Consider the following 6,404-nt stretch of genomic DNA (forward strand, 5'->3'; position numbering starts at 1 on the left):
ACAGTCTTCACATCATCTGTGGTCACAGCATTGATGAGATCAGCACGGCGGTCGATATAATCACGCCCCAGATCCTGCTCCTGCAAGCCAACCAAGGTGCGGGCAACGGCCACGGATGAATCCAGATTATTGATCGCATAGGCACCGATTGCAAAGCTCTTGGCTGCGGCCAGTTCTTCCTCTGTCACGCCGGATTTCGCCATACGGGCAACTTCCGCGCGGATCACATCCAGACTCTGCTGTGCACGGTCAGGACGTGTACCGGTGGCAATATTGAGACTGTTGGAATAGTCCCGGCCACTGAGACCGGAGCTCACCGTATAAGCAAGGCCGCGCTTCTCACGCACTTCATTATAAAGACGTGAAGTAAAGCCGACACCCAGCACCTGATTCATCAGATAGGCTGCGAAGAAATCCTTATCGCTGCGCTTTACACCCGGATACACCAGACTGACCGTTGTCTGCGGCAGATCATAGGTCACAGATGTTGTGGCCCCCAAAGCGAGTTTGGCCATTTCCATCGGCTTAAGCTCTGCTTTATCCTGCAGATTGCCGAAAAGCTTATCCAGCAGAGGCGCCAGTTCCTCGGCGCTGATCGCACCGACCACACCGATTTTCAGCTGGTCTTTGCCGAACAGTTTTTTATGGGCATCCAGCAGATCATCGCGGGTGATTGTTTCCAGCGACTGCACTGTGCCCTCTTCACGGCGGGCATAAGGATGCTTGCCATAGAGCACTTCGGCAAATTTCTGCGAAGCAATTGTGTTCGGATCATTTTTGGAAGCGTTAATCCCTGCAATCACCTGATCGCGGATACGATCAACCGCCGCCTGATCGAAACGCGGTTTCTGAATAGCCAGAGCCAGCATGTCAAAGGCTGCCGGACTGTTCTCTTTCAGCATCCGCATACCGCCGGAAATCGTATCATCGCTGGCGGTGAAGCTCATTTCCGCGCCGATATTATCCAGTCTTTCCTGATAGGCATCGGATGGCATATCACCCGCACCTTCATCGAACAGACCGGTCATCAGATTGGCCAGACCTTCTTTGCCTTCAGGGTCTTGCGCACTGCCGCCCTTAAACGAAAAACGCACAGAGATCAGCGGCACACTGCCGTCCTCCACCAGCCAGGCTTTGATACCCTTCGGCGAGGTCACTTCCTGAATATCCAGCGCATAGGCAGGCAGTGTTGTCAGCAATGCGAAAAGACCAACAGCCGCAGCTTTGAAACCACGCAAAGCATTGCTACGGACAGGGCGTGCATTTTCGAACCCTGCCTCAGAGTGAAGAGAATATGTCATTATTTTTTCACCTCTGGCTTCGCATCTGTCTTCTTGTTCAGATCATTGCCTGCCGGCTTATCACCGGCAGCACCGGTTTGCGCCTTATCGGCTGCGGCTGGTTTTGCACTCTGTTCAGGCTTTACGGCTGCTTCTGCCGTTTCCGGTGGCAGCAGATAACCGGTCACAGCAATTGACGGTTTCAGATAGCGCTCTGCCACATCGCGGATCTGCTCCGGCTTGACGGTGCGGATTTTATCCGACCAGCCCTGCACATCCTCAACAGTCTGGCCGACAGCCAGTGAGGAACCATAAATCCGTGCCATGCCGGTCTGGCTGTCACGGGCAAAAATTTCCGACTTCAGAAAACGATTGCGCGCTTGATTAAGCTCTGTTTCCGTCACACCGTCTTTAATCAGACGCTCGACTTCGACATTGATTGCAGCCTGCACCTGCTCAAGCGTGGCATCACCGCGCGGCGCGCCATAGAGCATGAATGTACCGTCATCCAGCGCGTCACCGGCATAATAAGCACCGGCACTGGCAGCAATGCCCTGCTCAACAATCAGCTTCTGATAGAGACGGCTACGCATACCACCGCCGAGAATTTCTCCCAGCAGATCAAGTGCTTCAGCGTCGCCTTCACGTCCCTTAGCCTTGGCATTCACATAAGACGGCACCACCCATGTGGAGTTAAACGACGGCTGGTTCACACGGGCGTCGCGCAATGTCACGGTGCGGGCTGTGTGCTTCACAGGTTCCTGCGGACGGATACGCGGTGCAACTTCAAAGCGCTTCGGCAATTTGCCATAGGTGCTGAGCGCCAGATCACGGACGCGCTCCGGCGTCACATCACCGGCCACAACGAGAATGGCATTATTCGGCGTATAATAACGCTCGTAAAAACCGATGGCATCCTCAAGGCTGAGCTTTTCCATTTCCTGCTGCCAGCCGATAATCGGGCGGCGGTAAGGATGATTAAAGAAAGAAGCGGCACTCACCTCTTCGCTCAGCATTGCGCCCGGATTGCTGTCCACACGCATGCGGCGCTCTTCGAGAATAACATCGCGTTCCGGTACAATCACATCTTCGGTCAGAACCAGATTGGCCATACGGTCTGACTCGTATTTCATCACCATTTCCAGCGCATCCGGTGCAACCTGCTGGTAATAGCCGGTATAATCGGACGAGGTGAAAGCGTTTTCCTGACCGCCAATCGCTGCAACTTTTGCAGAGAATTCACCGGCAGGAACATTCTTCGTACCCTTGAACATCAGATGTTCAAGAAAATGGGCAATACCGGATACACCTTCCTGCTCATCAGCGGCACCCACGCGATACCAGACCATCTGCGTGACAACCGGTGCGCGGTGATCGGGAATCACCACAACATCCATGCCATTGGTTAGCTTAAAACTGCTGACGCCTTTCTGGGTCTTGATTTCAGGCAGCGCGGCCGGCTGATTATCATTGGCCGGATTGGTCTGGGTGGTCGCAGCGGGGGCAACCTGCGCCTCGGCGGGCTTGGCAGCCTGCGCGAAGGATGCGCCCACAGTCGCAGAACTGACAATCAGCGCCAGCATGGATGTGCTGACCAGTTGCCGGCAAAAGGATAGATATGGCACGAAAAGTGTCCCTTCCTGTTTTGCAAAACAACCTTAATTAAACGAGATTGCGGCAAATTCGCAACCAGCCATCAAGAATTATGTCATGATGACAATAATTTAATAAATATGCTCCCAAAAAGGCAGCACTATGCTGAAATGCAAATTGCCCGCACAGAGCGGGCAATTTATTATCTAATGATAAAATTATCAGGCCAGTTCATAAAGCCTTATCGTGGTGATCCCGTAATTGCGTTCATCGCGCAATATGAAGCGGTCATCCAGCGTGATAACGGCTTCTGACACTTCTTCCAGTATCAAAAGCGCATCCGGCTTGAGCCATCCGCCTTCAAGTGCAGAGATAAAAGCCTGTTCACCCAAACCTTTACCATAGGGCGGATCGGCAAAAACCAGATCAAATTCACCCATTGTACCGGTCGGCCCCAAGGCTGTTGCATTGCGGCGGAACACTTTTGTATTCCCCTGAAGGCCGAACGCCTCCACATTCTGGCGCAACAGGCCACGCCCTTCTACGGATTCCTCAACGAAAACCGTATAGCGGCAGCCGCGTGACAAGGCTTCAAGACCAAGCGCACCGGTACCGGCAAACAGATCCAGCACGCGTGTATTGTCCAGCTTCTCACGAAAACCATGTGTGATAATATTGAACAGACTTTCGCGCGTCCGGTCGCTGGTTGGCCGGATTGCAGAGCTTTCCGGCGTCACCAGTGCACGTCCGCGGAATTTACCGCCGACAATGCGCATTAACGTTTATCTCCGCGCGGGCCGGAACGTGGAGCAGCACCACGAGGGCCGACACCACGAGGACCAGACGGACGGTTGCCGGATGGTTTACCACCCTGTGGGCCTTTACCGAAAGGCTTGCCACCGCGACCGCCTTCAGGCTTGCCACGGAATGGTTTGTCGCCCGACGGACGGTCACCAAACGGCTTCTTGTCAAAATTGCGCTCACCGGAGAAACGACGCTCTTCGCGTGCCGGACGATCGCCTTCATCAAAAGAACGACGGTTTTCCGAACGGAAGCCTTCGCGCTTGAAACCGTCGCGATTGTCTTCATCACGGCGGAAACCCTGACGCTTATAACCGTCTCTGTCCTCTGAACGACCCTGATAACCGCGACCGCCTTCTTCACGCTGCGGACGGTCATCACCATCACGGCGCGAACGGCGGCGATCATCACCTGGGGTCGGCTTGGACGACGAATTATAGGCCTTGGCACCCGGTGCCATCCATACATTCACGCCGCGCGGACGCTGCGGCTGTGAACCGAACTTGTCATCATCCTTGTCACCACGGCCACCTTTAGCAAAGCGCGGCTTGTCAAAGCCACCGGAACGCGGTGCAGATGTGCTGAGGCGTGACAGACCATCTTCACGCCAGCTCTTACCATCGCGATCACGCTGGAAAGGCTTGCGCTCACCATCACGCGGCGCACGGCCTTCTTCACGACGATCACCGTCTTCACGGTCACGGCGGAACGGTTTACGCTCACCGTCCATACGCCCTTCGCCGCGCTTGGCACCGAAGCCGCCTTTGCCGCCACGGCCGCCGCCTGCATTGCGGCTGCTGGAAATCCAGTCGGATTTGTAACGGGAACGGCCCTCGCCTTCCTCGTCACTGCCGCGCTCTTCATAAGCATCAAAACGCGGGCTGCGGGACGGTAATTCGCCTTTAACTGCTTCATTCGAGAATTCATTGAGGATCGGCGCATCAAAATCCGCACCGGAATCTTCAACCAGTTTCTCACCGAGCTGTTCACGCAGGGTACGACCACGGATTTCCCGCACCGCACCCTCTTCCAGATCGCCCAGCTGGAACGGACCGAAAGAAACGCGGATCAGGCGGGAAACGGCCAGACCAAGCGCACCAAGAATATTCTTAACTTCGCGGTTTTTGCCTTCGCGCAAACCAATGGAGAGCCAGACATTGGCGCCCTGCTCGCGCTCCAGAGTTGCCTCAACCGCGCCGTAGAACACGCCGTCAACAGCGATACCGTTTTTCAGCTCATCAAGCTGTGCCTGTGTTACTGTACCGTGGGCGCGCACGCGATAGCGACGCAGCCAGCCGGTAGCAGGCAGTTCCAGAACGCGGGACAGACCGCCATCATTGGTCAGCAGCAACAGGCCTTCGGTGTTGATATCAAGGCGACCGACCGACAAAACGCGCGGCAATTCAGCAGGCAGTGCATCAAACACTGTCGGTCGACCTTCCGGATCACGGTTGGTTGTCACCAGACCGGCAGGTTTGTGATAGAGCCACAGGCGGGTACGTTCAGCCTGCTGCAGAACTTTATTATCAACGGTAATACGATCTGTGCGCAGAACATTGACGGCAGGGCTGGTCAGCACTTTACCGTTTACAGCAACACGACCGGCAGCAATCATGCTTTCCGCTTCACGGCGCGAGGCAATACCCACACGCGCCAGACGTTTGGCGATACGTTCGCCTTCTTCAGCGGCACTCATATCAAAGCCGCGGGGCTTATCGCCGCGAGGTTCAAAACCACGAGGTTTGTCGCCGCGCTCACCGAAGCCGCGCGGCTTGTCACCACGGGATTCACCTTCAAAACGACGCGGACGGTCAGAACCTCTGTCATCGCGCGTACGCTCACGCTTTACAAAAGGACGCTTGCCGCGTTCATTATCATGATCGTCACGGGTCATTAGAATATCAGCCTTTCACCGGTATTTCTGCCCGGCGTCAAAAATCGAAAATCAGGATGCGGAAAGCCCTGCTGCAAAACCGCTGCGCGTTTTCGCCGGACATGCTTTATGCTAAATCATTCCGATCCGGCAAAATTTAGGATAAAGCTGGCACGATTGCAGCGCAGTTCTTATGCTACACACCTTATTAAAGCTACGCTCTAACAAATCATCACCGCGCTTGCGAGTAAAATATCTGAAAGGCTGCCGCACATTATGCAAAAAAACGCAACCGGCGGCAATTCCGGCAAGATGAACAACAAAAATTCACAATCCCCTGCGGCAAGTTTGGCTCCTGCAGAAAATTTGGTTTCCGTGACACATCCGGCAAGCGGTCATGCAAAGATATCTCCTATGCAGGCCGCGATGGAAGAAGCCCGTGCCGCAGAAGCACGGGGCGAAGTGCCGATCGGCGCGGTGATCACGCATAAAAACCGGATTATCGCCCGTGCGGGCAACCGCACCCGTGAAATTAATGATCCGACTGCTCATGCCGAAATTCTGGCAATCCGCATCGCTTGTGAGGTTATGGAAAATGAGCGCCTCGGGGATTGCGATCTCTATGTGACACTGGAACCTTGCGCCATGTGCGCGGCGGCAATTTCTTTCGCCCGCATCCGCCGTCTTTATTATGCTTCAAGTGATCCGAAGGGCGGCGGCGTGGAATATGGCCCCCGCTTCTACAGCCAGCCGACCTGCCATCACGCACCGGAAGTCTATTCCGGCATAGGTGAAGCGGAGGCAACCGACATGCTGAAACGCTTCTTTCAGGAAAAACGCAAATAAAAAAGCCCCCC

5 protein-coding genes are annotated in these 6,404 nt (G+C 54.9%); 1 reads left to right on the top strand and 4 read right to left on the bottom strand.

Going from position 1 to position 6,404, the window contains the following annotated elements; all coding sequences use genetic code 11:
• From A918_RS0111630 to A918_RS0111645, 4 genes are all read right to left on the bottom strand, one after another.
• Nucleotides 1-1,301 (bottom strand): pitrilysin family protein (locus A918_RS0111630; RefSeq protein WP_022711237.1); only part of this gene is annotated, 1,301 nt, incomplete at its 3' end.
• On the bottom strand, nucleotides 1,301-2,863 hold the full coding sequence (locus tag A918_RS20260) for a pitrilysin family protein (protein WP_022711238.1): 1,563 nt from the start codon (nucleotides 2,861-2,863) through the stop codon (nucleotides 1,301-1,303). The genes A918_RS20260 and A918_RS0111630, both read right to left, overlap by 1 nt.
• Before the next feature lie 231 nt (nucleotides 2,864-3,094).
• Complete coding sequence (gene rsmD / locus A918_RS0111640) at nucleotides 3,095-3,649, bottom strand: 16S rRNA (guanine(966)-N(2))-methyltransferase RsmD (protein ID WP_022711239.1); 555 nt, start codon at nucleotides 3,647-3,649, stop codon at nucleotides 3,095-3,097.
• Entirely contained in the window at nucleotides 3,649-5,568 is a 1,920-nt protein-coding gene (locus tag A918_RS0111645; protein WP_022711240.1) for a pseudouridine synthase, read from the bottom strand. Before A918_RS0111645 ends, rsmD begins: the two co-directional genes overlap by 1 nt.
• A 393-nt stretch (nucleotides 5,569-5,961) precedes the next feature.
• Here A918_RS0111645 and A918_RS0111650 point away from each other — a divergent pair, with 393 nt between their 5' ends.
• Nucleotides 5,962-6,393, top strand: a complete 432-nt coding sequence (locus tag A918_RS0111650; RefSeq protein WP_033316072.1) for a nucleoside deaminase — start codon at nucleotides 5,962-5,964, stop codon at nucleotides 6,391-6,393.
• Nucleotides 6,394-6,404: the final 11 nt, after the last annotated feature.

The sequence above is a fragment of the Pseudochrobactrum sp. AO18b genome (assembly GCF_000409565.1).
Classification (GTDB): domain Bacteria; phylum Pseudomonadota; class Alphaproteobacteria; order Rhizobiales; family Rhizobiaceae; genus Pseudochrobactrum; species Pseudochrobactrum saccharolyticum.

What these genes read in the sequence shown, in the direction of transcription:
- A918_RS20260 (WP_022711238.1), bottom strand. Translation starts at nt 2,863, where the DNA reads ATGCTGGCGCTGATTGTCAGTTCTGCGACTGTGGGCGCATCCTTCGCG.
- rsmD (WP_022711239.1), bottom strand. Translation starts at nt 3,649, where the DNA reads ATGCGCATTGTCGGCGGTAAATTCCGCGGACGTGCACTGGTGACGCCG.
- A918_RS0111645 (WP_022711240.1), bottom strand. Translation starts at nt 5,568, where the DNA reads ATGACCCGTGACGATCATGATAATGAACGCGGCAAGCGTCCTTTTGTA.
- A918_RS0111650 (WP_033316072.1), top strand. Translation starts at nt 5,962, where the DNA reads ATGCAGGCCGCGATGGAAGAAGCCCGTGCCGCAGAAGCACGGGGCGAA.